Consider the following 25,381-nt stretch of genomic DNA (forward strand, 5'->3'; position numbering starts at 1 on the left):
TTTTTTTAAGCGGCGATTAAGAGTTCACGCGCATTTGCTAGTGTGGATTCCGTAATTTCGCTACCGCCAAGTAAGCGTGCAAGTTCTTCAACGCGCTGCTCTGAACCCAATTGATTCATTTGCGTTTCTGTTTTACCGGATTTGGTTTGTTTCGCGACAAACAGTTGTTGGTGACCACAACCTGCGACTTGAGGTAAGTGAGTAACACATAGTACCTGAGTTGATTCACCTAGCTTGCGTAGCATTTTACCGACTACGGCAGCCGTAGGGCCGCTGATACCGACATCCACCTCATCGAAGATTAGGCTAGGAGTATCTACTTTTTGTGCAGTAATCACTTGGATGGCTAATGAGATACGAGAAAGCTCACCACCGGATGCCACTTTAGCGATCGGCTGCATTGGTTGCCCCGGGTTGGTTGAAACTAAGAAGCACACGCTATCAAGGCCAAGCGGTGACGGGTGAGCGCCTTCTGTTGTTACATCAATGCAGAACTTTGCTTTCTCCATGCTTAGTTCGTGCATGCTGGCTGAAATAAGCTTGTTGAGCTCTTTAGCGTAACGAGCACGCGACTTGTGTAACTTTTCCGCGCTGCTATGGAAAGCTTGATACTTACTTTCGACATCTTGAGCTAATTCATCCAGCTTTTCATCAGAGCAATCCAGCTGCTCAATTTGTGCCAGAAGATCTTGGTGATGTTGGTATAGCTCATCAGGCAACACATGATGCTTACGCGATATCGACATCACTTTCGAGAAGCGTTCTTCAACAAAAGCCATGCGCGCAGGATCAACATCGATACTGTCTAAGTAATGGCGCAGCTCGCAGTTAGCTTCTTCAATTTGAATGATGGCTTCGGCCAGCATATTTGGTAGCTCAGCTAACTTTTCATCTAGCTCTGCGAGTTGAATTAAGGAGTGATTGGCTGATTGCAAAATACCAAGCGCATTAACTTCTTCGCCTTCGTAAATAAGTTCGATGGCTTGCTGACAGGTTGAGGCAAGTTCGCCACTGTTTGAAAGTCGTTTGTGTTCTTGTTCGAGTTGTTCATATTCTTCCTCGCCAAGAGAGAGTTCATTTAGCTCTTTGATTTGGTATTCAAGTAGCTGCTTTTGCGCTTGGTTTTGTGCGCTGTTCTCACGTAACTGCTTTAAATGGTTATCTGCTTGACGCCAAGTTTGGTAAGCATTACGTGTAGATTTAAGTAAGTTTAAATGACCTGCATATTGGTCAAGCATGGCCAATTGGTAGTCACTTTTCATCAACTGATGGTGTGCGTGTTGGCCATGAATATTGATCAGCAGTTGCCCAAGATTTTTTAATTGTGAAAGGGGAACGGGGCTGCCATTGATAAAGGCGCGAGAGCGGCCTTCTTTGGTGATCGTTCGGCGCAATATACAGTCGTTGCCATCCAATAGGTCGTTGTCTTCTAACCAACGAGTAGCATGCACATTATTGTCGAGAGCAAATGCAGCGCTAACCTCGGTTTTTTCTTCACCTTGGCGCACCATGTTTGCTTCAGCCCGACCACCAAGGCAAAGACCTAGTGCATCAATAGCAATGGATTTACCTGCACCGGTTTCACCGGTGATCGTGGTCATCCCTTTTGAAAGTTCAAGCTGTAAAGATTTAACGATAGCGAAATTATTCACACTCAAATGAGCCAGCATTTTTAGATACCTGTTGAAATGAACAATACTGTATAAGAAAACAGTATATACTGTTTCTTTATACAGTAAAGAGGCTGAGTGAAATTTGTGAGCAAAGTAGAGTTAATCTGTGGCTTCTTTGTCTCTTATTTGCTAACTCTTGCTGTAAGGCGAGGGGGTTATTGATGTTAAATCATGTGGTTAACTATATATTCATTCATGCCCTGATAAGCGTTGTTCCAACATTTCGATACAATAGCTAACGGCAATAGGCGGCGATTGAGTAAAGGAAGTCAGTGCGTAAACGGTATTCGTTGGTAGGTGAAATTCTGGATTTAGGTGGATGAGTTCACGGCTGTCTGATTGAGCATTCAAGCAGAAATCTGGAATGATCCCAATACCAGCCCCAGATCTAATCAGTGCCAAAGTGCTGTGAAAAGAGTTGGTCATGCAAGTGGCGTGGCTGGTAAAGGTGCTGCTATCACCGTGCTGGTTAGTGAGAGAGTGTGTATATTGTTTGCCCTGCCAAGCGTTAGCGATGTAGGGCAGGCTTTCTAAAGGTTGCTGAGCCATGTTAGGAGTGCCGCACAATACATCTCGAAAACTGCCGATACGTTTTTGTTTTAAGTTGCTATCGGGTGAGTTACCGACTCGAATCGCAAGATCAATATCATGGGCCATGAAATCGAGGTGCTTGTCGTCATTGATAAGCTCTGGTCGAAGTTTGGGGTAGCGCTTAATGAGTTCGGCAATAATTGGCGCAATGAGGGTATCCATCAAAGCGTGAGGCGCGGTGATACGAATTCTGCCTGACGGTTCACTCTGTTGGTTAATCGCACTTTGCCATGCTTGTTCTGCGACCAAATTAATATTTTTACAGCTAGCGTAAAACTGCTCGCCAAGATCTGTCAGGCTTTGACGGCGAGTGGTGCGCTTGAGGAGTGTTGCTCCTAGCTCTTGCTCTAAGGCTTTGAGATGTTGGCTTACCACTGATTTAGAGAGGTCGAGTTTGTCTGCGGCTGCAGAAACCGATCCTTGCTCAACAATATGCGCGAAGATAGACATTTGTCTCAATCGGTTCATAGTGACCCTCTATTGTTTGCTTTAGTTAAACAGTGTTTTTCATTGTCTTTGTATTTCATTCTAATCGTATTTTGTAATCTATGCCTGTCGAAAATACTTAGCGAAGAGAAATTACTATGTCAGTGACCAACGTTGAACAAACAGTACTAGACGCTTGTAAACAAGCAATCGAAGCATGGAAGACGGCTTTTAACAATCAAGATGCCAAAGGCTGCGCGGCGCAGTATCAGGTTGATTGTGTTATGCATGCTCGCCCATTTGGTGAATTTGAAGGCCAAGAGGCGATTCAAGCTTTCTGGCAAGATATCATGGATAAAGGTTTTAAAGACGTTGAGTACAGTGACGTGGAGTGGCAACCACTGGACGAGCGCTCATACATCTTGTCGGCGAAGTGGACGATGAATCAAGCATTTGGTGTGGTTCACAAAGAAGTGTGGCAAGTGCAGGAAGATGGTAAAGCACGTTTGGTTAGCGATGATTTTGAAGTGCTAGGCGAGCGATAAACCGCAGATAAAGCAAAGGCTGATGAGATTTCATCAGCCTTTTCTTTATTCGGTAAATGATTAAAACAATTTGCTCGACCAACCGAGTTTATTCCGTAGTACGTGGTAATAGCTGTAATCTTTTGGATGAATGAGCTTGAGTACATTCGGGCTTTGATAAATGTGGATTTCGTCCCCCGGCGACACCGGTAAAGAAACTTGACCATCGCAGCTCACTTCTTGTGTGCCACGGTTATCCGGAGAAATTACTAATTTAATGTGGCGCTTGCTATCGACTACCAACGGCCGGCTAGATAAAGTGTGCGGGAACATTGGCACTAGCGAAATGGCATTGAGGCTTGGTGACAAGATTGGACCACCACCAGATAAAGAATAAGCGGTTGAACCGGTTGGGGTGGAGATAATTAAGCCATCAGACCGTTGAGAGAAAGCGAAGCTGTCATCAATGTACACTTCAAACTCGATCATATGAGCTACTTGGCCCGGGTGAAGCACAGCTTCGTTTAGTGCCGTATTATGGCTCTTTATTTGTTTATGTCGGTGTATTTCCGCTTCAAGTAAGAAACGCTCTTCTTCAATAAATTCGCCAGCGAGCACATCTTTCAGCGCCGTTTGAAAATCATCAGGGTCAAGATCGGTTAAGAAGCCAAGGTTGCCTCGGTTGACTCCGATGACTGAAATATCGAAACGAGAGAGCACGCGAGCGGCGCCAAGCATGTTGCCATCACCGCCAACTACGATGGCGAGATCGGCGATTTTCCCTAGTTGGATTAGACTAGCGAAATGCTCGGATGGGATATCGCTCAGAATTTCGCTCAATCTATCATCAATGAATACTTGGTAACCTTGTTCGGTTAACCACAGATACAGCTCTTTATGTGTTTGAATTGCTTGCTGATCTCTAGGTTTTCCAATGATGGCGATCACTTCAAAAGGTTTTTTCATGAGTTTTCCGACCGAAATAGGCTTGATTCGACAATCTTCGTCCCCATAATAATGGCAAGTTAGCTAAATATGCGAATTTTTGTGTATCTTAAAGCGATAATCGTGACGCATTAGATGCATATACCGTTGAATTCTGGAGATATCATGAGCAACGAAGAAAAAAACATCCAAGAAGAAGAACTGCAGCAGCAAGCTGGTGCAACAGAGTCTGACGTTGAAGCGGTAGGTTCTGAAGCAGATATCGAATGGAATGAAGAAACTGAGCTAGATGAGCAAGAAGCGAAAATTGCTCAGTTAGAAGCGGCACTTCTTTCTAGTGAAGCAAAAGTAAAAGAGCAGCAAGATGATGTGCTACGTGCGAAAGCAGAAGTAGAAAACATGCGTCGTCGTACTGAGCAAGAAATTGATAAAGCGCGTAAATACGCTTTAAACAAGTTTGCTGAAGAGTTGCTACCAGTGATCGACAACCTAGAGCGCGCTATTCAAGCAGCTGATACTGAAAACGAAGCGGTTAAACCAATTCTTGAAGGTGTAGAGCTGACTCACAAAACGTTTGTAGATACGGTTGCTAAGTTTGGTCTTAAAGAGATCAACCCTGAAGGCGAAGCGTTTAATCCTGAGTTCCATCAAGCGATGTCGATTCAAGAAAGTCCAGACCACGAATCTAACACAGTGATGTTTGTGATGCAGAAAGGCTACGAGCTAAATGGCCGTGTTGTTCGCCCTGCAATGGTGATGGTGGCTAAATAAGCCAACGTAACATTATTGATAAAACGCCCTTAGCTTAGCTAAGGGCGTTTTTTTTGGTTTATTGATCTGGTTGGATCTGACGCAATCCATGAGGATAAATTGAATAACCGCAGATCGCTGTTTTTGTGGCTAGGTTGGGCTTATTGCTGTCAGCTAAGGGACTTAGCGGTAGCAAACTTAGAGAGAGTTCGGAATAAATGTGTGTTTTTTGAACGTTTATGCTGTTTTATGTGACGAGTTTGCTATATGTTGCTGTGAAGTTCTTGTTAACAACTTTGTAAATTAAATCTTTCTTTTGTTGCTTTGATGTGTATTATTTGCGTCATTCGCCGCATTTAGTGGTGAAATAAATAATAAAAATATTAATTGCACACACAACATCTCGGGAGATTTATAATGGATAAATCGCTTTCTAGTAAGATTTTTATCGGTCTGTTTGCGGGCTTATTGCTCGGTACGGCCATTCAGTACTTATTTATCGGTATTGCGATTTTTGATACCTACTTGCTTGGTGCCGCAGAAGGCATTGGTGGCATGTTTGTATCTTTGATTAAACTGTTAGTCGTTCCTTTAGTTTACGTTTCTATCGTATGTGGAATTGTGGAACTGAAAGATATTCGCTCATTTGGTCGTTTAGGCGGTAAAACTTTTACCTTATACATTTTGAATACCGTCATCGCGATCATTGCAGCTCTTACTGTGGCAATGATTGTCCAACCGGGTGCTGGCGCGAATCTAGCGGGAACAATTTCTGATTCTGTTGCACTTAAATCAACCGAAACTCCTGACATTTTCTCAATGGTTGTGAACATCGTTCCTAGCAACCCAGTTCAAGCATTTGCAAATGGCGACATGCTACAAATCATCTTTATGGCTATTTTGACAGGTCTAGCCATTCAAGCGCTTGATGCAAAAGGTGGCCCAGCAATTCGTACCTTCAAAGTTGCTAATGACATCATGATGAAGCTGATTGGTCTTGTAATGAGCCTAGCGCCATACGGTGTGTTTGCGCTTATGATTCAACTTGGTGCGACTTTAAATGCCGGTACTTTAGCATCGGTTGCAGGTTATGTGGCCTTAGTCGTTGCAATGCTAGTGCTGTGGATCTTTGTGGTGTACCCAGTAGCGGTGCAGTTATTTACCGGTATCTCTGCGCGTGAGTTCTCTCGTAAAACTCGTGAGCAAGTTTTATTCTCGCTATCGACAGCAAGCTCAAACGCGACTATTCCAGTAACAATGCGTACTTTGACCGACAAAATTGGTGTGTCTAAATCGGTAGCCGGTTTTGGTGTACCTCTAGGTGCGACTATGAATATGGCCGGCGCGTCCATCTACATTGCGATTGCTGCGGTTTTCTGTGCTAACGCATTTGGTCACCCAATCGCTGTGTCAGACCTAGTGACTCTTGGCTTCACCGTTCTTCTATTGTCGATTGGCGCGGGTGGTGTTCCTGGTGGTGGTGTGGTTATGGTCGGTGTTATCTTGCACCAACTAGGTTTACCGCCAGAAGGTTTAGCGATTGTTGCAGCAGTAGACCGTATCAATGATATGTTCTGTACTTCATCAAACGTTGTAGGCGATACAGCAGTTAACACTATCGTAGCGAAGTCAGAAGGTGCTATTGGTGTAGAAGCTGAAGAAGTACCGGCTCAGCCTGCACAAGCTAACGCTTAACTGAAGTTTATTTAGCATTCAAAGCGAGGCATTAGGCCTCGCTTTTTTGTGCTTCAAATTTGAGATAAAGAGTTCAGCTTTTCAGAGCTTGTTGAAAGTGATTCGCAATCCGCCGTCACTTGGGTAAATAACCAAAGAAAAATGGATTTTTTTTAGTGGTGACCCTTGAAAAGTATTTTGCAGCCCTTATCTAAGGGGCATAGAGAAGCAAACATAATTATTTTTGTTTGTGAGCAAGGGTTGAATCCCTATTCTCCATCCCCACATAGGGGATATAGCAAAACGAAAATAGAATTTATTCGGAGATAGCCTGATGGGTAAAATCATTGGTATTGACTTAGGTACTACTAACTCTTGTGTTGCTGTTTTAGATGGCGACAAACCACGCGTAATTGAGAACGCGGAAGGTGAGCGTACAACGGCATCAGTAATCGCATATACAGATGGTGAGACTCTGGTTGGTCAACCTGCTAAACGTCAAGCGGTTACAAACCCTACTAACACGCTATTTGCAATTAAGCGTCTAATCGGTCGTCGTTTCGAAGACGAAGAAGTACAACGTGACATCGAAATCATGCCTTTCAACATCGTGAAAGCTGATAACGGTGATGCTTGGGTTGAAGCGCAAGGCCAAAAAATGGCGGCTCCTCAGGTTTCTGCTGAAGTACTTAAGAAAATGAAGAAAACTGCTGAAGACTTCCTAGGTGAGGAAGTAACTGGCGCAGTTATCACAGTTCCTGCTTACTTTAACGATGCACAGCGTCAAGCAACTAAAGATGCTGGCCGTATCGCAGGTCTAGAAGTTAAACGTATCATCAACGAACCAACTGCAGCAGCGCTTGCATACGGTCTTGATAAGAAAGGCGGCGACCGCACTATCGCAGTTTACGACCTTGGTGGTGGTACATTCGATATCTCTATCATCGAAATCGATGAAGTTGAAGGCGAGAAAACTTTCGAAGTTCTAGCAACTAACGGTGATACTCACCTTGGTGGTGAAGATTTCGATACACGTCTAATCAACTACCTAGTAGGTGAGTTTGAGAAAGAGCAAGGTATCAACCTTAAGAACGACCCACTAGCAATGCAACGTGTTAAAGAAGCAGCTGAGAAAGCGAAGATCGAGCTGTCTTCAGCTCAACAGACTGACGTAAACCTACCTTACGTTACTGCTGACGCGACTGGTCCTAAGCACATGAACGTTAAAGTAACGCGTGCGAAACTAGAATCTCTAGTTGAAGACCTAGTTCAACGTTCTCTTGAGCCACTAAAAGTTGCTCTAGCTGACGCTGACCTATCAGTAAGCGACATCAACGACGTAATCCTAGTTGGTGGTCAAACACGTATGCCTATGGTTCAAGCAAAAGTTGCTGAATTCTTTGGTAAAGAAGCTCGTCGCGATGTAAACCCTGATGAAGCAGTAGCAATGGGTGCTGCAGTTCAAGGTGGTGTACTAGCGGGTGATGTGAAAGACGTACTTCTACTAGACGTTACTCCTCTGTCTCTAGGTATCGAGACTATGGGCGGTGTAATGACTAAACTAGTTGAGAAGAACACGACTATCCCAACAAAAGCGAACCAAGTTTTCTCTACAGCAGAAGACAACCAAAGCGCGGTAACAATCCACGTACTGCAAGGTGAGCGTAAGCAAGCGTCTTACAACAAGTCTCTAGGTCAATTCAACCTAGAAGGCATCCAAGCTGCACCACGTGGTATGCCACAAATCGAAGTAACATTCGACCTAGATGCTGACGGTATTCTACACGTTTCTGCTAAAGACAAGCAGACAGGTAAAGAGCAGAAGATCACTATCCAAGCTTCTGGCGGCCTAAGCGATGAAGATATCGAGAAAATGGTACAAGAAGCAGAAGCTAACAAAGAAGCGGACAAGAAGTTCGAAGAGCTAGCAACTGCACGTAACCAAGCTGACCAAATGATTCACGGTACTCAAAAGCAAGTTGAAGAAGCGGGTGACGCTCTTCCAGCTGACGAGAAAGAGAAGATTGAAGCAGCAATCAAAGAACTTGAAGAAGCGAAGAAAGGCGACGACAAAGAAGCTATCGACGCAAAAGTTCAAGCGCTAATGGCAGCAGCTCAAAAACTAATGGAAATCGCTCAACAGCAAGCTCAAGCTCAACAAGCTGAAGGCGCTGATGCTGGTCAACAACAGTCTCAAGATGACGACGTTGTAGATGCTGAGTTCGAAGAAGTTAAAGACGACAAAAAATAATTCTCGTAATTAGGAGGGCTAAGGCTCTCCTATCAAAAGAGAATAAGTTTTGTAAGAGAACTTAAATGCGGGCGTCGGAGGCAACTCTAACGCCCGTATGTTTGTAAGTAGAAACTGTCTTTCTAGCTAAGTACTTTGCGTCGCTTAAGTGTGAATATTGAGCGAAAAGCTTTTAGCTAGAACGATATAAAAACACCAAGCGGAGCTGATAATGGCCCGTTTGCAGTAATAAATTGGTGACTAAAGCATGTCAAAACGTGATTTTTACGAAGTATTAGGCGTTAGCCGTGATGCATCAGAGCGCGATATCAAGAAAGCGTACAAGCGCCTTGCAATGAAATTCCACCCGGACCGTAATCAGGGTGACGACACAGCAGCTGAAAAGTTTAAAGAAGTAAAAGAAGCGTACGAAATTCTTCTCGATCCGCAGAAGAAAGCGGCGTATGACCAATACGGTCACGCAGCATTTGAACAAGGTGGCGGCGGCTTCGGCGGTGGCGGCTTTGGTGGCGGCGGTGCTGATTTCGGCGACATCTTCGGTGATGTGTTTGGTGATATTTTTGGTGGCGGTCGTCGTGGTGGCGGTGGTGGTCACCGAGCACAGCGTGGTGCAGACCTGCGTTACAACATGGAGCTGACTTTAGAAGAAGCAGTTCGTGGTGTAGAAAAAGAAATTGAAGTACCTACGCTTGTTCACTGTGATAGCTGTGATGGTAGTGGTGCGAAGAAAGGCACTTCAGCAGATACGTGTGGTACGTGTCATGGTCACGGCCAAGTGCAAATGCGCCAAGGTTTCTTTGCTGTTCAGCAGACGTGTCCTACATGTCATGGCTCAGGTAAGATCATTAAAGAGAAGTGTGGTTCATGTCACGGCCAAGGCCGTAAGCAAAAAACGAAGACACTTAACGTTAAGATCCCTGCAGGCGTTGATACTGGCGATCGCATTCGTCTATCAGGTGAAGGCGAAGCCGGAGAAATGGGCGCACCAGCAGGTGACTTGTATGTACAAGTACACGTAAAAGAGCACCATATCTTTGAACGTGACGGCAACAACTTGTACTGTGAAGTACCAGTAAGTTTCGCTATGGCAGCACTGGGCGGTGAAGTTGAAGTTCCAACACTGGATGGCCGTGTTAACCTTAAAGTACCGACAGAAACGCAAACAGGCCGTATGTTCCGTATGCGTGGTAAAGGTGTGAAAGGTGTTCGCGGTGGTGGTATCGGTGACTTAATTGTTAAGTTAGTGGTGGAAACTCCGGTTAACCTAAGCTCACGCCAGAAAGAATTGCTAAAAGAGTTTGAAGAATCTTGCGGTGGTGAAGCAGCCACTAAGCACAAGCCGAAATCTGAAGGTTTCTTCAACGGTGTGAAAAAATTCTTTGATGATTTGACCAGCTAATTTACAAACAAGAAATACGAAAGCCAGCTTATCTAAGCTGGCTTTTTTGTTGGTTTCATACTTTGGGTATTTAATATCTACCCCCAGCAATCCAATGGCTGGCCTTTCCCTGTCTGCTTCAACGTAATCACATCATTTGGCGTGCTTAAACAGGTGTCTTTTGTTTGTTGGTTAAGTGGCTTTGCCTCGATTGTGTAAGAGCTTGTACCGGCGCTAATACTTATCGAATAATCATTGCTATCTGATTCGCAAATGCCACAACTTCCTCCTGCCATCACTGAATTTGCAGCGCTAACATAGCTTCCGTCATAGCCATTCTCAAGATAGAGCTGAATTTTACTCAAGTCACTCATCGCCACAGTTCGGTTGGCATTAATAATGTGGGATTGAAAGCTTGGATATGCAAAAGTGGCCAGTATCCCAACGATGGCAACCACGATTAATAACTCGATCAGTGTCATCGCCTCTAATTTTTTTTTACCTGGTTTACAAATTAATTTAAGAGACATTGCGAGTAGTTCCTTGAACCCGATTGGCTCATTTTTAATAGCTGCTAGCATGATTGCAAGCGGAATGGCGTTCGCAAAGTCAATTGCAGAGGAAATTGGGAAATGACTCGCGGGTTCACATTACTAGAGTTTGTCATCACACTGATGTTTTTGGTGGTGATGTTGCTGGTTGCCGTGCCAAGTTTCCAGTCAGTGATGGAAACGGTCAGAATGCAGCGTTTAGCCAGTGAGTTGAACGGCTTTTTAATTCAAGCGAAGTCTGAAGCGGTTACTCGAAATAAAAAGCTTTATGCCCATTTTTCTTTCCCACAGTCTGTTCCAGCGCCAGATAGCCAATGGTATATAGAGCTTACCGACAATAGTGGTGCTTTAGGGCAGAGCATTCTTTATCTCGATGGTTCAGGGTTTGAACAAATCGCTTTCGAACATAATTACCCTTCGCAATATATTACTTTCGATCCAGTTAGAGGGCGGCCTAATGGCGGAACAATGCTATTTCACCCTAAAGGTACTTCAATCAATCAGCTTAGCGTTATTATTGCTAACCCTCCGGGTCGCATAAAGGTATGTGGCACAACCATAGGAGTATATGACTATGAGAAGTGCTAATAGTAAAACAGTAGGGTTCTCTTTAATTGAATTTTTAGTAGCTGCTGGCTTGGGGGGAGTCTCTTTAGTTTTGATTGGCAGTGTGTTCATCTCAGCGCAGAGAGTCGCGCACGAAAAAAGCCAACAGCTTTATCTTTTGCAGTCTTTGACCAGTACGTTTCAAATCGTTGAAGAGGACATTCAAAGGGCTGGATATGATGGTGGTTTAGGTGCAGTACTAAAGCTATCTGCTGCTGCTGATGTGATTCAGGTCAGCGGTGCGAGTGAATTTGGTATGGCTTACTATAGGGATGAAGTGGGACTGACAGATTTTCGCAATGTTCGCTATCGACTGATTGACAACAAGCTTCAAGTTTGCGAACAAAGTTCTACTAGCAAAAATACACTGCTAACCTTGAATAGTGTCGGTAATTGTCGCTCTTTATTAGATGATGGTGTTGTTGACGTTACTTCATTTGCTATTTCTTCGACTCCACTCTCTAGCTCCTCTACCCACTCTTCGCTTTGGCACCTATTTATTATTGCAGTGACTAAAGATGGTCTGCATTCGCAAACACTTAAAGTGGATATCAAACAAAGGAACTGGCAATGAGGCAAAAAGGTGCAATGACTTTGCTGACGACCGCACTCTTGTTGTCGGTAACATTATTACTCGTACTGGGCAGTTACAAAACGACCTTTCATCAAATTAAAGTGGCTCAAAACGAACTTCGATCACGGAGTGCACATTGGTCGGGAGAGGGGGCCTTAGAGTGTTTTTATTCGTTTTTGAAAACTGGAAAAGTGCACGCATCTGACTTAACGAAAGGGAGCTCACATTCAGACTACAGTGCATTACAGAGTATGTGTTTGGATATCCCAGCCTCGGAAGAACTGTTCGCAGAATTGACTGCTGCCAATGTTTATCGATTAGTTTACCAAGTGGATAATGTGGAAGTATTAAGTAAATCTGTGGAATCATCTTCTAGTGGTGGTGATGGCGCTATTTTGGCTACGGGGCACTTTGTTATTAATGGTGCAATTGAGATTTGGCCTGATGTAACTGGTAATCAAATTGATGGTGATGAGGAGTGTGTGTCGGTCACTTACGCAAAGGAGGTAGATTATATTCATTCCGGAGGGCCAACGGCGAAGCTAGAAACTAATGCAGTTAAGCCTAAGATGTCGACACCAGTTGCAAACGCCAAATGTCATTCTTCAACTGTTACCTCTTTAAACTTTTCTAAATCGACTAGCCAAGATCCAGTGAAAGCCTTTTTTAAAGAAGATTTTGTTAAAGACGCATCTTTAGATCCATTTGAACAGTTTTTCCAAAAACCGAGAAGTGAAATTAGTAGTGTCAGATCTGAATACAAGGTGATCACTGGTACAACAACTAACTGTGACCAAAAAATTGCGAATGAATTTGCATCTACAGATAGGGTTTGGGTGGTTGGAGATTGTGATATTGGAAGTGGTTATGGCTTTACGACTTTACCTGATTCGCCGAGGACTCTTGTAATAGAGAATGGTTTGTTTGGAGTTTATTCTGCAGTGCTATTTTATGGTGCTATGTATCATTTGAATACTGAGCCAGCAAGTACAGATTTTTCAAGCCGTTGGGCTTTGATGCCGAGTAGCGGCACGTTAGGGGCGTCAGACCGTAAGGATGTAGCGCATTACCAAGCGGGTTCGTTTGTCTCAACGGGAGGTTTGATTCTCGATATACCTTATAAGAAGAGCTATTTCTTTAACTCGATGGTTTTTAAATACGATCCGAGTGCAAAGGCCAGTGGTAGCGGCGGAACGAATTACTTTAGTTGGCGAAAAGGCTCTTGGAATGATCTCTAAACAACGTGGTTTCAGTCTTTTTGAAGTTATGATTTCTTTTGCCATTATCGGCTTGGCCAGTCTTGGCTTGATGAAGTTGCAAGCGACTGTGGAACAGAAAGCCGATTACGCACTGCAAAGTATTGAGGCTCTTCACTATGCAGAAAGACAAATGGAGCTATATCGTACTCGTGTAAACAATGTCAGTGGCGCTCTAGGTGTGATCGCTTTTGATCAGCTTGGGAACGCCGCCCACTGTGGCGCTGGTATGGCAGATATGGTGAGTAGCGGTTACAACTTGGTCTGTAACGTTCAGGATGTTACCGGAAGCCTCTCTGGGGACTTAAAAGAGCTCACAGTCACCGTATGGTGGAATAAAAGGGTCGCAGACAGTGCCGAATATGCCCCTTCTTATGCCGTCTCTTTAACCTCTTATCTTTCTAGATACAGCGAGTTTGATTAACGCTATAGGTGTTTTTATTAATACATCATTTCTTTTGCTGTGATCCTCGTTCATTTCCTATCTTTTTTGCGCCAAATTGGTTCGTGATATTTTACTTTATTGTCTTCTAGCACGTAAAAGTTTCAATTTAGTTTCAATGATGTTTTCGCATTGTGTTCGGTTTTGTTTTTTATTTGTTATTGTATTATTCGAAATTTGCAAAATATGTCTCCAAATATGCAAATTACGACGGAATTATGTGCTTTTGTAAGCCAGATTTAATAAAATGCTCCACTGAGTAACGACCCCTATAATTATATAAATAGGTCACAAGCAACAACATCACAGACGGAATTACCATGAGTAATCAAGCAATCAACAAAGCACCAGAGCCTAAGCCGAGTGGCATGGATCGCTTTTTAAACTTTATCGAACGCGCAGGCAACAAAATTCCAGACCCAGCAATCCTATTCTTCTGGGCTCTAGTTATTACTTGGGTAGCATCAGCACTTTTATCAAACGTATCGTTTGACCTTATTAACCCACGTTCAGGTGATGCCCTAGTTATCAATAACCTTCTAACTGGCGAAGCATTAGCTAACTTCCTAGCAAACATGGTGAAAACCTTCACTGGTTTTGCTCCGCTGGGCATCGTGCTAGTCGCAATGCTAGGTGTGGGTGTGGCTGATTCATCAGGCTTCATCACGACTGGTCTAAAGAAGATGCTGAACTTCACGCCAGCAAAACTTCTAACTCCAATGCTAATCTTGGTTGCTATCATCTCGCACACAGCGGCTGATGCTGGCTACGTTCTGGTTATTCCTCTTGGTGGTATCATTTTCCACGCGGCAGGCCGTCACCCTCTTGCGGGTATTGCAGCAGCATTTGCTGGTGTATCAGGCGGTTTCTCTGCGAACTTCATCCCATCGGGTATCGACCCACTACTTGCTGGTTTTACTCAAACAGCGGCTAACGTACTTGACCCTGAGTATGTGATTAACCCTCTAGCGAACATTTACTTCACTGGTCTATCTTCAATCATCATCGTGGCGATTGGTTGGTATGTAACAGAGAAAATCATCGAACCGCGTCTACAGAAGACACCTATCGATGAAGATGCAGAGAAAGCTCCGGATCTTGGTTCTTTCACGGAGCTAGAATCGAAAGCATTCCGTTATGCAGGTTTTGCAATGCTTGCTGGTATTGGTCTGCTAGTTGCTGCGCTTTGGCCAGAAAACTCAGCGCTACGTTCTCCAGAGGGTGAACTAACAGCGTTCTCAGCGCCGATCATGAAATCTATCGTACCGTTGATCTTCATCCTGTTCATCATTCCAGGTTACGTTTACGGTAAAGTTTCAGGTACGTTCAAAACCAGTAACGACATCATCAAAGCAATGGCAGACACCATGTCTACCATGGGTGCTTACATCGTAATGTCGTTCTTCTGTGCACAGTTCCTATCTGCATTTGCTCAATCAAACATTGGTACAATGCTGGCGCTATACGGTGCAGAAGGTCTTAAAGCGATGAACCTTCCAGGTCAAGCGACCATCGTAGGTATGATTCTTCTAACCGCTGCTGTTAACCTTCTAATTGGTTCAGCATCAGCGAAATGGGCACTGATTGGTCCAATTCTTGTGCCAATGCTTATGGCAGTTGGTATCTCACCAGAGCTATCGCAAGCGGCATACCGTGTAGGTGACTCAGTATCGAACATCATCTCACCGCTAATGGTATTCTTCCCATTAGTCGTGGTTTACTGTCAACGTTACGTTAAGTCGACAGGTATCGGTACGCTAGCATCGTTAATGATGCCATTCTCTATCGCGATGCTAATTGGTTGGTCAATCTTCCTAATCGCTTACTGGATGATTGGTATTCCTCTAGGTATTCAAGCGCCATACACTTACACAATGTAAACAACGTCATTCTTGCTGTTCTAGCGTTGTTGACTACGTAAATCCCCCCTAATCACATAGGGAACCTATGCTCATAGGGCTGGATTTACTTGTCGCCTAGCTAGAACCCCAATTATTTAGTTGTTAATGTTTGGGAGCCGGCTCAGTGAGTCGGCTCTTTTTTTGTTTATTATTTTCTCATTCACAGCTATATTCGCGATCGGCACATGTGTGCTGTTACGAGAAATGAATTAATGAAAGTGCTCTTATTGGTTGGCTTGATTGTTTTGAATGGCCTATTTGCGATGTCTGAGATCGCGCTGGTGGCAGCCAAAACAAGTCGGCTAAAACGTCTGGCTGAAAAGCATCGTTCGGCTCAGATTGCGCTTCAACTAAAAGATGAACCCACCCGTTTTCTTTCCACCATCCAGATTGGCATTACTGTTATTGGTTTGCTAAGTGGTATCGTTGGTGAAGCCACGTTATCAGCGCCACTCGCACAAAGTTTAATCGCAAGCGGGATGGACACTGGCAGCGCAGAGCTGCTCTCCACGTTAATTGTGGTGATTGGTATTACTTACTTTGCCATTGTGGTTGGTGAGCTTGTACCAAAACGATTCGCTCAATCCCGCGCTGAGAACATCGCGGTCTTGGTTGCCATGCCGATCTACTGGTTATCACGCATTACTAGACCATTCGTCGTCGCCCTGTCGGTGTCGACTGAAGGTTTGCTCAAGTTGATGGGGCAAAGTAATCAAAATGACCAAGTCACTGAAGATGATATTCATGCCATTGTAAAAGAAGGTTCTGAATCTGGTGCGATTGAACGTGGCGAGCAAGAGATGATTCGCAATATATTGCAGCTTGATGACCGCTTAGTTAGCTCTTTGATGACGCCACGTAGAGATATTGACTATCTTGATATTGACCAACCGATTGAAACGATTCAAAAGCAAATACGTGCGACCAAACACAGTGTCTTTCCGCTGTGCCGTGGTGGGTTGGACAAAGTGATTGGTACCGTCTCATCGAAAGCTCTTCTGAGCTACGGCAGCAATTTAACCGTGCAATCTGTGGTGGGTATGGCTAAGCAGCCAGTGTATGTCCCTGAATCGATGAAAGGGCTGAAGCTACTGACGCACTTCAAGCAGTCTGGCTCTGAGATGGCGTTTATTGTTGATGAGTATGGGGACATTCAAGGCCTTGTGACTCACTATGACGTGTTGGAAGCGATTGCTGGAGAGTTGTCTACCGATAAAGAAGATCTGTGGGCAGAGACGCTTGAAGATGGCTGTATAGTGATGGATGCTTTGATTCCAATCAGTGAGCTAAAGAACCGTCTAGAGCTAAGCGAAATTGAGGGTGAGGAAGAGGGATTCCAAACTCTAAATGGTATGCTGACGTGGCGTTTGGGCCGTCTACCTAATGAAGGTGAGGTGATGGAATATCAGCAGTGGCAGTTTGAAGCTTTGAAAGTGGACAGCAATCGCATTGTTGAGGTGCAAGTTTCGCCATTAGCCTCCTCAAACCCGTAACAACGTTAGCTACTAAGATTAAGATTCGGTATGCTTCGCAGTTCAATTTAATACGATCAGGAGTCTCCTTTGTCTAAACCTCAGTTCACCCAGCAAGATGAACTTTTCATGCGCCGTGCTATGGTGCTTGCTGAACAAGCCGAGCAAGAAGGGGAGGTGCCTGTAGGCGCAGTATTAGTTAAAGATGGTGAGATAATCGCAGAGGGTTGGAACCAATCTATCGGCGCTCACGATGCCACTGCGCATGCCGAAGTTCAAACCTTACGTAAAGCAGGCCAAGTTTTAGAAAACTATCGCCTGCTTGATACAACCTTGTACGTCACTTTAGAACCATGTCCTATGTGTGCAGGTGCGCTGCTGCATAGCCGAGTGAAACGTATCGTGTTTGGGGCTCCGGATTTAAAAGCAGGAGCGGCAGGGACGGTATTGAATCTGTTTGAACATCAAGCGGCGTATCATTACGCGACAATTGAACAAGGTTTGCTGGAAGACGAATGCCGAGCTCAGCTACAGGATTTTTTCCGTCGACGTCGTAAAGAGATTAAAGCGAAGCGATTAAAGCAAAAGTTAGATCAGAATGAGGTGGCGGAGCCATCATCGGAACAGGATAAAACAGGAATTTAGTTAGCAAACATTGTTAACCATGTTTGCTAACTTTCTCACTAGTCGCTAATTAACTGCATAAATGCACGATGGCGAGCGATAACTTTTTTCTTGTTATTACTTAGCCTACGTTTACGTCGGTTAGCTGCAACAGTTTTATTAAGGCGTTTTGACTGCATTCTACGTCTGCTCATAAAACAACCTCCTGCTTATTTTAATGTTACTTGTATATCCCGCTTTAAAGTGACGCTTATGTGCGTTTTCATGTAATAAGCGGGCCACAGAGTATCTATGATTTCTAGCTCAAAATTCAAGGGGTAACTCATCAAAAAATGAGTTACCCCTAGTTGTATTGATCTAAGTAAAGTTTATTGGCTGGTTGACGCTGCGCTTACTTCGGCCGGTTGCGCGGCTGATTGGCTTGCTGTCGCACCGGAGAGTAAGCCGGGGTCAACTTCAATGACGGTTAATTCGTTAATGTCTACATCACCTTCATCGGGGGCTTGTTGCTCAATATGGCCAATGATGCTTTGGTAATAACGACGGATATTTTCGACGTATTTCTTCGCTTCATCACCACGCGCGTAACCGTAGCGAGTTTGGCTGTGGTATTTGGCTTGGCGTAGCAAAGGTAAACGGTCTTTCACGTCAGACCATGCGTCTGGGTTACCCCCTTGGCGCTTCGTTAGACGACGAGCATCCATCACATGACCAAAGCCTACGTTATATGAAGCCAGTGCAAACCAGATCTTTTCATGCTCATCAATGGAGTCTGGAATTCGCGCGACCATGCGTCGCAGGTATTCCACACCACCTCGAACAGACTGCTCAGGGTCAAGACGGTTCGAAACCTTTACGATTTTTGCGGTCGGAAGGGTCAGCATCATCATGCCACGCACACCAGTAGGAGAGCGCGCATTTGGGTTCCAGTGAGATTCTTGGTAAGCCAGCGCCGCAATCAAACGCCAGTCGAATTCTTCAGAGTATTTTTGGAATAGAGGTTGCCATTTCGGTAGCTTTGAATCGAGCGCACGAATAAAGGCGCGGGTATCGACGTAGTCAAAGCTATTAATATGACCGATGTATTTCTCTTCCAACGCGGCTAAATGGCCTGATTGTTTTAGGTTGCCGAAAAACTCAATCAGTAGTGCGTATAAGCTTTCATCTTCAGATTGACGTAAGAACCATGAAACAGGTTGGTCTTCTGTTAAGTCAAAGGCCGTTGCAACTTCAGGGTAGATGCGTTGAGAAAGTGAAATTTCTACCGAATCGGCGATAGTGAAAGGTATTTCACCGCGAGAGACGGCTTTCAGTAGGTCGTTAACATCAGAGTCAGGGTCAATGGTGAACTCAAATTCAGGATGCTGCTGCTTGATGGCTGATAGTGTCTTATTAAAGTGCGAGTCACCAACAATAGTGACAACTGGCAGACCATTATTCTTTTCAATTAACTCGGCTTGTTTTTTTAGTAACAAGCTCAGTTTTCGTGGTCGCCAAGCGCCTTTTTTATACACCAGTTGCTGGCTGACGTAGTAGTAAGCAGGGCCTGCTCTGAAGCGTTCTAAACGTTCTGGAGATTGTGTTAGACCTGCTGCAATAAGATCGATTTCGCCATTCTCTAACGCAGGGTAGAGGTTGGAAATTCGATAAGCAGGCTTCATTTCAAGGCGAACCCCCAGTTCATCAGCAAACTGACGCGCAATTTCGTAGTCTAAACCTGTCGGGCCATCAGGGCCGATATAGTAAGAGAGTTGGTTATTGAGTGTGCCCACGCGAAGCACGCCACGTTCACGAATTTGATCTAAGGTGCTCTTAGGCTCTGATTCAATTTGACAGCCTGAAAGCAGTACGGCTGTAAAACAAAGTAAAACAAAAGACTTTGCTCGGGACAAAATGTGTCTATTCATTGATAGGTTTCTCATATATGCGTAGAGCCTTTATATCAAAGTAATCAGACAAGGCAAGAATCTGGCGAAACTATCGAGATAGCCGTGGTCTTTTTGAGCAATTTTGCTGTAATTCAAAATTGACGAAAAAAATTAAGCAAACGTTTGCTTTTGGTGTTACATCACAAAATTAATTGCTATATAATGCGCCCGCATAGGAGAGGTGGGATCGGCATAGGTTTGCGAAACCTTCGGGATGTACTTTCGGGAATAGCTTCGAAGAAAACAGTTTAACCCACTGAATTTATTCCAATATCACCTTAACCTATAGCATAAGAGACCTAAGCACATGAGAATTTTTCGTGGCTCCCCAGCTCTATCTGAATTTCGTGTAAACAAGCTTTTAGAGCTTTGTCGTGAACTTGGCCTGCCTGTTACTGGCATCTACGCTGAATTTGCGCACTTTGCTGACCTAACAGCAGATCTAGATGATCAAGAAGTTAAGAAACTAGAAAAGCTCCTAACTTACGGTCCTACTATTGAGGAACACGCACCAGAAGGTCTTCTTCTACTTGCGACGCCACGTCCGGGCACTATCTCGCCTTGGTCTTCAAAATCAACGGATATCGCAAACAATTGTGGTTTAGATAAGATTGCTCGTCTTGAGCGCGGTACCGCTTACTACATCGAATCATCGGCAGAGCTTTCTGAACTTCAACTGGTTGAGTTAAAAGCTATCCTGCACGATCGCATGATGGAAGTTATCTTCACAGACTTCGAATCTGCAGCAGCGCTTTTCCAAGTGGCAGAGCCTGCGCCAGTCGCTGACGTTGACCTATTAAAAGGCGGTCGCGCTGCGCTTGAAAACGCAAACGTTACCCTTGGTCTTGCACTTGCAGATGATGAAATCGAATACCTTTACGATGCGTTCGTAAACAAGCTAGATCGCAACCCAACTGACATCGAACTAATGATGTTTGCACAAGCGAACTCAGAGCACTGTCGCCACAAGATTTTCAACGCAGACTGGACTATCGACGGCGTTAAGCAAGAGAAGTCTTTGTTCAAGATGATCAAGAACACATTCGAGACAACGCCAGAAAACGTACTGTCTGCATACAAAGATAACGCAGCAGTAATGGTAGGTTCTGATGTGGGTCGTTTCTTCCCGAACCCAGAAACTCGCCAGTACGGTTACAACCAAGAGAAAGCGCACATCCTAATGAAGGTGGAAACGCACAACCACCCAACCGCAATCTCTCCATGGCCGGGCGCATCAACAGGTTCTGGTGGTGAAATCCGCGACGAAGGCGCAACAGGTATTGGTGGTAAGCCAAAAGCAGGTCTTGTTGGTTTCACAACCTCTAACCTACGCATTCCTGGTTTTGAACAGCCATGGGAAACGGACTTTGGTAAGCCGGGTCGTATCGTCAATGCTCTAGATATCATGCTAGAAGGTCCACTTGGCGGCGCAGCGTTTAACAACGAATTTGGTCGTCCAAACCTACTGGGTTACTTCCGTACTTACGAAGAAAAAGTGAACTCTCACGCAGGTGAAGAGGTTCGTGGTTACCACAAGCCAATCATGATTGCTGGTGGTATGGGTAACATTCGTGACGAGCACGTTCAGAAGAAAGAGATCCCAGTAGGTGCAAGCCTAATCGTACTGGGTGGTCCTGCAATGAACATCGGTCTTGGCGGTGGTGCAGCTTCTTCAATGGCATCGGGTCAATCAGCCGAAGACCTAGATTTCGCTTCAGTACAGCGTGAAAACCCAGAGATGGAACGCCGCTGTCAGGAAGTGATCGACCGTTGTTGGCAACTTGGTGATGCTAACCCTATCGCATTTATCCACGATGTGGGCGCGGGCGGTATCTCTAACGCACTTCCAGAGCTTGTAGACGATGGTGAGCGCGGTGGTATCTTCCAACTGCGTGATGTACCAAACGACGAGCCGGGCATGAGCCCACTTGAGATCTGGTGTAACGAATCCCAAGAGCGCTACGTAATGGCAGTTGCACCAGAGAATATGGAAGTATTCGATGCAATCTGTAAGCGTGAACGTGCACCATACGCAGTTGTTGGTATCGCAACAGAAGAGCGTGAACTGAAACTTGAAGATTCACACTTCGACAACACGCCAATCGATATGCCAATGGATGTGCTTCTAGGTAAGACGCCTAAGATGCACCGCGATGCGAAAACGCTAAAAGCGAACAATCCAGCGGTTAACCGAGACGGCATCGAGCTAAACGAAGCCGTGGATCGCGTGCTACGTCTTCCGACGGTTGCAGAAAAAACATTCCTTATCACTATCGGTGACCGCACGGTGACAGGTCTTGTTGCGCGTGACCAAATGGTTGGTCCATGGCAGGTTCCAGTAGCTAACTGTGCAGTGACCGCTGCAAGTTACGACACTTACCACGGTGAAGCGATGTCAATGGGTGAGCGTACACCAGTTGCTCTACTAGACTTCGGTGCTTCAGCTCGTCTAGCGGTGGGTGAAGCAATCACCAACATTGCTGCGACAAATATCGGTGATATCAAACACATTAAACTGTCTGCAAACTGGATGTCTCCAGCGGGTCACCCGGGTGAAGATGCAGGTCTTTACGAAGCGGTGAAAGCGGTTGGTGAAGAGCTATGTCCTGCACTTGGCCTAACTATCCCAGTCGGTAAAGATTCAATGTCGATGAAGACCAAGTGGGAAGAGAACGGTGAGCAGAAAGAAGTAACTTCGCCACTATCTCTAATCATCACAGCGTTTGCTCGTGTTGAAGATGTTCGTAAGACAATTACTCCGCAATTACGCACAGACAAAGGTGATACTAGCCTTGTATTAATCGATCTAGGTAACGGTCAAAACCGTCTAGGTGCTACAGCACTAGCGCAGGTTTACAAGCAGCTTGGTGATAAGCCAGCAGACGTAGACAACGCAGCGCAGCTAAAAGGTTTCTACGAAGCGGTTCAGGCACTGGTTGCGAACGACCAAGTGGTGGCTTACCACGATAAGGGTGACGGTGGTCTATTCGTTACGCTTGCAGAGATGGCATTCGCGGGTCACTGTGGTGTGAAAGCAGATGTTGCAGCGTTAGGTGACGATACTCTAGCGGCGCTATTCAACGAAGAGCTTGGTGCGGTTATTCAAGTTCGTGATGAAGATTTAGATGTTGTTCTTTCAACGTTAGCGTCATTTGGCCTTGAAGCATGCTCACACGTTCTTGGTAGCGTGAATGATTCAGACGAGTTGGTGATTACTTCGGCTGCTACTGAAGTGCTATCACGTAACCGTACTGAACTACGCACTATCTGGGCTGAGACAACGCATAAGATGCAAGGTCTGCGTGATAACCCAGCATGTGCTGACCAAGAGCACGAAGCGAAGAAAGACAATTCTGACCCAGGTCTGAACGTTAAGCTAAGCTTCGATGTGAACGAAGACATCGCTGCTCCTTATATTGCGAAAGGTGCTAAGCCGAAGATGGCAATTCTGCGTGAGCAGGGTGTTAACTCTCACGTTGAGATGGCAGCAGCTTTCGACCGTGCAGGCTTTGAAGCGACTGATATCCACATGAGCGATATCCTAACCGGTCAAGCAGCGTTAGAAGAGTACCAAGGTCTTGTGGCGTGTGGTGGTTTCTCTTATGGTGACGTACTAGGTGCGGGTGAAGGTTGGGCGAAGTCTATCCTGTTCAACGAGCAAGCTCGTAACCAGTTTGAAGGCTTCTTCCAACGCGAAGATACCTTCTCTCTAGGTGTGTGTAACGGCTGTCAGATGCTATCGAACTTGAAAGAGCTAATCCCAGGTGCAGATCTGTGGCCACGCTTTGTTCGTAACGAATCTGAGCGTTTTGAAGCTCGCTTTAGCCTAGTGGAAGTTCAGAAGTCTGATTCTGTATTCTTCGACGGCATGGCAGGTTCACGTATGCCAATCGCAGTATCTCACGGTGAGGGCCGCGTAGAAGTACGTGATGCAGACCACCTAGCAGCGATTGAAGCATCAGGTACAGTTGCAGTGCGTTATGTGGATAACCACGGTAACGCGACTCAGCAATACCCGAACAACCCGAACGGTTCACCAAACGCAATCACAGGTCTAACGACTCAAGACGGTCGCGTAACTATCATGATGCCGCACCCTGAGCGTGTATTCCGCACAGTAGCGAACTCATGGTCTCCTGAAGGTTGGGGTGAGAACGGTGCTTGGATGCGCATGTTCCAAAACGCACGTAAGAACATTGGTTAATTAGTTACTTATACTTGCCAAAGCCGCTCTCATATAGAGCGGCTTTTTTATGCGTAGTATTTGTTCGCTTCGCTTAATTAGTGCTAAACGGAAAATGCAAACCAATAAAAAGGCCAGCGTTAAGCTGGCCTTATCATTAAATTATTGATGTAAAGACGCTTACTTGTCGTCTTCCATCTGAGCGTTATCCACTACGTGGTTCTCACCAAGGTCACGAGGAAGCACAAGGTTAAGTAGAATCGCTACGATACCACATAGGCTCACACCTTGAAGGCTGAACTCACCTACGCCAAATGCCATACCGCCAATACCAAATACTAGGGTAATTGCCACAATGACAAGGTTACGTGACTGGTGTAGATCTACGTTGTTTTTGATTAGGGTATTTAGACCAACGGTCGCGATAGAACCGAATAGCAGAATCATGATACCACCCATAACAGGCATAGGGATGGTTTGTAGCACAGCACCTAACTTACCAACCAGTGCGAGTACGATAGCCGTGATAGCGGCCCAAGTCATGATTTTCGGGTTAAACGCTTTAGTTAACATTACCGCACCGGTTACTTCAGAGTAAGTAGTGTTTGGCGGCGCGCCAACCATAGAAGCGGCAATGGTTGCTACCCCGTCACCAGTAATAGTGCGGTGCAGACCCGGTTTTTTAATGTAGTTCTTACCGGTCACGTTTGAAATCGCAAGCATGTCGCCAACGTGTTCAACCGCAGGAGCGATAGCCACAGGGATCATAAATAGGATCGCGTTGATGTTGAACTCTGGGAAGGTGAAGTTTGGTAGTGCTAACCAAGCGGCTTCATGAACAGGGGTAAAATCAACAATGCCGTAGAACAAGCTCAGGCTGTAACCCACAATAATACCGCCAAGAATTGGCATGAGTTTTAGGAAGCCGCGAGTGAATACACTAATGAAAATAGTGGTAAGTAGAGAGGCACTTGAGATAACCAGTGATGCATTTGCATCAATCACTTGGCTGCCATCAACTTTACCTAGTGCCATGCTCACTGCTGTTGGAGCTAGGCCAAGACCAATCACCATAATCACTGGGCCAACTACTACAGGTGGTAGCAATCTATGGATAATTTCAACGCCACGAACTTTAATCAATGCACCCATTGCCACGTAAACACAACCTGCGAACATAAGACCGCCCATTGTTGCTGGCACGCCCCATGTTTGGACGCCATATAAAATTGGAGCAATAAAAGCAAAAGAAGAGGCAAGGAAGATAGGAACAGAACGGCGGGTGATGATTTGGAAAATTAGGGTACCGATACCAGCACCGAAGAGAGCAACGCTTGGGTCTAGTCCCGTGAGGAGTGGTACTAGCACCAGAGCACCAAATGCTACGAACAGCATCTGTGCGCCTTGAATGGCATTTTTCATATTATTATTCCTGTATGTGGCGTTCAAAAAGAATCAAAAACGCAGATATTTCTGATTCAAAAACAAAATTCGCGGGATTTTATCACCGTCGCAAACGATTTCAATCTGAACTAGATCAAAAGATTACAAATTAGCCAGTCAAAAGGGTTTCAAAAATATCAATAACATGCTGTGCGCCTCAAAGTGATTTTTTATGCGAGCGGGTTGATA

20 protein-coding genes are annotated in these 25,381 nt (G+C 45.1%); 13 read left to right on the top strand and 7 right to left on the bottom strand.

Features of this window, described 5'->3' with window-relative positions:
• Window positions 1-5: 5 nt before the first annotated feature.
• Both recN and OH461_RS12585 read right to left on the bottom strand, forming a co-directional pair.
• Window positions 6-1,670: a DNA repair protein RecN gene (gene recN, locus OH461_RS12580; protein ID WP_270020961.1), complete on the bottom strand. Its 1,665-nt coding sequence runs from the start codon at window positions 1,668-1,670 to the stop codon at window positions 6-8.
• Between the two features lie 192 nt (window positions 1,671-1,862).
• Complete coding sequence (locus tag OH461_RS12585; protein WP_270020962.1) at window positions 1,863-2,732, bottom strand: LysR family transcriptional regulator; 870 nt, start codon at window positions 2,730-2,732, stop codon at window positions 1,863-1,865.
• A 116-nt stretch (window positions 2,733-2,848) separates the two neighbouring features.
• Here OH461_RS12585 and OH461_RS12590 point away from each other — a divergent pair, with 116 nt between their 5' ends.
• Window positions 2,849-3,235, top strand: coding sequence for a YybH family protein (locus OH461_RS12590; protein WP_270020963.1), 387 nt, complete (start codon window positions 2,849-2,851; stop codon window positions 3,233-3,235).
• A 60-nt stretch (window positions 3,236-3,295) separates the two neighbouring features.
• On the opposite strand, the gene nadK is transcribed toward OH461_RS12590, so the two are convergent.
• Window positions 3,296-4,180: an NAD(+) kinase gene (gene nadK / locus OH461_RS12595; RefSeq protein ID WP_270020964.1), complete on the bottom strand. Its 885-nt coding sequence runs from the start codon at window positions 4,178-4,180 to the stop codon at window positions 3,296-3,298.
• Between the two features lie 144 nt (window positions 4,181-4,324).
• On the opposite strand from nadK, the gene grpE reads away from it, so the two are divergent.
• The 4 genes from grpE (at window position 4,325) to dnaJ (ending at window position 10,233) form a co-directional block, all read left to right on the top strand.
• On the top strand, window positions 4,325-4,930 hold the full coding sequence (grpE, locus tag OH461_RS12600) for a nucleotide exchange factor GrpE (RefSeq protein WP_270020965.1): 606 nt from the start codon (window positions 4,325-4,327) through the stop codon (window positions 4,928-4,930).
• 396 nt (window positions 4,931-5,326) lie between these two features.
• Complete coding sequence (locus OH461_RS12605) at window positions 5,327-6,604, top strand: dicarboxylate/amino acid:cation symporter (RefSeq protein WP_270020966.1); 1,278 nt, start codon at window positions 5,327-5,329, stop codon at window positions 6,602-6,604.
• A 313-nt stretch (window positions 6,605-6,917) separates the two neighbouring features.
• A complete protein-coding gene (gene dnaK, locus OH461_RS12610) occupies window positions 6,918-8,834 on the top strand; it encodes a molecular chaperone DnaK (protein ID WP_260259638.1) in 1,917 nt (638 codons plus the stop codon).
• Window positions 8,835-9,081: 247 nt separating this feature from the next.
• Window positions 9,082-10,233 carry a molecular chaperone DnaJ gene (dnaJ, locus tag OH461_RS12615; protein WP_270020967.1) on the top strand — a complete coding sequence of 384 codons (1,152 nt, stop codon included), beginning with the start codon at window positions 9,082-9,084 and terminating at the stop codon, window positions 10,231-10,233.
• 77 nt (window positions 10,234-10,310) lie between these two features.
• Here the strand turns inward: dnaJ and OH461_RS12620 are convergent, their stop codons facing one another.
• Window positions 10,311-10,742 carry a type IV pilin protein gene (locus OH461_RS12620; RefSeq protein ID WP_270020968.1) on the bottom strand — a complete coding sequence of 144 codons (432 nt, stop codon included), beginning with the start codon at window positions 10,740-10,742 and terminating at the stop codon, window positions 10,311-10,313.
• Window positions 10,743-10,844: 102 nt separating this feature from the next.
• Between OH461_RS12620 and OH461_RS12625 the strand changes: the two genes are divergently transcribed.
• The 7 genes from OH461_RS12625 to tadA all read left to right on the top strand — a co-directional run bounded on the left by OH461_RS12625 (window position 10,845) and on the right by tadA (window position 17,659).
• On the top strand, window positions 10,845-11,351 hold the full coding sequence (locus OH461_RS12625) for a GspH/FimT family pseudopilin (protein WP_270020969.1): 507 nt from the start codon (window positions 10,845-10,847) through the stop codon (window positions 11,349-11,351).
• A complete protein-coding gene (locus OH461_RS12630) occupies window positions 11,338-11,943 on the top strand; it encodes a PulJ/GspJ family protein (protein WP_270020970.1) in 606 nt (201 codons plus the stop codon). Before OH461_RS12625 ends, OH461_RS12630 begins: the two co-directional genes overlap by 14 nt.
• Window positions 11,940-13,181: a hypothetical protein gene (locus OH461_RS12635; protein ID WP_270020971.1), complete on the top strand. Its 1,242-nt coding sequence runs from the start codon at window positions 11,940-11,942 to the stop codon at window positions 13,179-13,181. The genes OH461_RS12630 and OH461_RS12635 overlap by 4 nt, the downstream gene beginning before the upstream one ends.
• Window positions 13,171-13,623, top strand: coding sequence for a prepilin-type N-terminal cleavage/methylation domain-containing protein (locus OH461_RS12640; protein ID WP_270020972.1), 453 nt, complete (start codon window positions 13,171-13,173; stop codon window positions 13,621-13,623). The genes OH461_RS12635 and OH461_RS12640 overlap by 11 nt, the downstream gene beginning before the upstream one ends.
• A 338-nt stretch (window positions 13,624-13,961) precedes the next feature.
• Complete coding sequence (locus OH461_RS12645) at window positions 13,962-15,521, top strand: AbgT family transporter (RefSeq protein WP_270020973.1); 1,560 nt, start codon at window positions 13,962-13,964, stop codon at window positions 15,519-15,521.
• A gap of 233 nt (window positions 15,522-15,754) precedes the next feature.
• Window positions 15,755-17,035, top strand: a complete 1,281-nt coding sequence (locus tag OH461_RS12650) for a hemolysin family protein (RefSeq protein ID WP_270020974.1) — start codon at window positions 15,755-15,757, stop codon at window positions 17,033-17,035.
• A gap of 108 nt (window positions 17,036-17,143) precedes the next feature.
• Window positions 17,144-17,659, top strand: a complete 516-nt coding sequence (gene tadA / locus OH461_RS12655) for a tRNA adenosine(34) deaminase TadA (protein ID WP_443088460.1) — start codon at window positions 17,144-17,146, stop codon at window positions 17,657-17,659.
• Window positions 17,660-17,697: 38 nt separating this feature from the next.
• On the opposite strand, the gene OH461_RS12660 is transcribed toward tadA, so the two are convergent.
• Both OH461_RS12660 and mltF read right to left on the bottom strand, forming a co-directional pair.
• Window positions 17,698-17,832: a hypothetical protein gene (locus tag OH461_RS12660; RefSeq protein ID WP_270020976.1), complete on the bottom strand. Its 135-nt coding sequence runs from the start codon at window positions 17,830-17,832 to the stop codon at window positions 17,698-17,700.
• Window positions 17,833-18,006: 174 nt separating this feature from the next.
• Window positions 18,007-19,545, bottom strand: a complete 1,539-nt coding sequence (gene mltF, locus OH461_RS12665; RefSeq protein ID WP_270020977.1) for a membrane-bound lytic murein transglycosylase MltF — start codon at window positions 19,543-19,545, stop codon at window positions 18,007-18,009.
• Between the two features lie 328 nt (window positions 19,546-19,873).
• On the opposite strand from mltF, the gene purL reads away from it, so the two are divergent.
• Window positions 19,874-23,770 carry a phosphoribosylformylglycinamidine synthase gene (gene purL, locus OH461_RS12670; RefSeq protein WP_270020978.1) on the top strand — a complete coding sequence of 1,299 codons (3,897 nt, stop codon included), beginning with the start codon at window positions 19,874-19,876 and terminating at the stop codon, window positions 23,768-23,770.
• A gap of 159 nt (window positions 23,771-23,929) precedes the next feature.
• Here purL and OH461_RS12675 read toward each other — a convergent pair whose 3' ends face one another.
• Window positions 23,930-25,171 carry a uracil-xanthine permease family protein gene (locus OH461_RS12675; RefSeq protein WP_270020979.1) on the bottom strand — a complete coding sequence of 414 codons (1,242 nt, stop codon included), beginning with the start codon at window positions 25,169-25,171 and terminating at the stop codon, window positions 23,930-23,932.
• Window positions 25,172-25,381 lie beyond the last annotated feature (210 nt).

The sequence above is a fragment of the Vibrio sp. LaRot3 genome (assembly GCF_027587025.1).
In the GTDB taxonomy this organism is placed as follows: Bacteria; Pseudomonadota; Gammaproteobacteria; order Enterobacterales; family Vibrionaceae; genus Vibrio.